The following is a 791-nucleotide window of genomic DNA, read 5'->3' as shown; positions in this document are numbered from 1 at the left end:
CACTCCATTTTTTGTTCTGGTTTGTTTTCTCTCATACCCATCACGCACAAATGGTTGTGCAAAAACATCACTGAAGGCTTGGACTAACAACGATTTGTGAGGATTGGGATCACATCCAATATCGAAAGCTACGGCATCGTTATTCTTTGACGTCGTTTTTAATAAAAAGCGATGGGAGAGCAAGAATAACAACACGTTTTAGCTTCTTTGGACATTACGAGTTGTTCAAAAAACTAAGGCGACCATTTAGGCCGCCTTAGTAAATTGATTTTATAAAAAACCTTTAAAACCAGCCTGCTACCAGTTGCTTAAGCCAATCCATAATACGTTTAAAAATACCGCCTTCTTCCACTGGTTCGAGTGCAACTAGCGCGGTCTCTTTCACGACTTTTCCATCCACTTTGTATAGCACCTTGCCAACTACCTGATCTTGAGCAATTGGCGCAAGTAAATCACCGTTGTATTCCACTTCCGCTTTAAGTTTGTTTACATCACCTTTAGGCAGAGTGAGATAAACATCGCGGTTCACGCCAACTTTTAACTCATCCTTTTGCCCCATCCAAACGCGAGCGTTTGCGATATCAGTTCCTGCGGCCGTTGGCATCAAGGTATCGTAGAATCGAAAACCGTAACTAAGAAGTTGCTTACTTTCTGATTCACGCACACTTTGGCTCTTCGCCCCCATAACAACTGCGATAAGGCGCATGTCGCCATTGGTGGCTGACGTCGCCAAACTGTAACCTGCACCACTGGTATAGCCCGTTTTCATCCCGTCAACGTTCATGCTACGA

The 791-nt window shown here is 43.9% G+C and carries 1 protein-coding gene and 1 pseudogene; both read right to left on the bottom strand.

Annotated features, from left to right (window positions below):
* Positions 1-195: hypothetical protein (locus R7Z77_RS24965; protein ID WP_318136993.1), on the bottom strand; the 195-nt coding region annotated here is incomplete at its 3' end.
* A gap of 88 nt (positions 196-283) precedes the next feature.
* A pseudogene (locus R7Z77_RS24960) lies at positions 284-791 on the bottom strand (D-alanyl-D-alanine carboxypeptidase); the annotation flags it as partial.

This window comes from Vibrio sp. 1401, from assembly GCF_033340295.1.
Note: the sequence above shows the minus strand (reverse complement) of the source record. Positions and strands in the feature narration are given on the sequence as shown.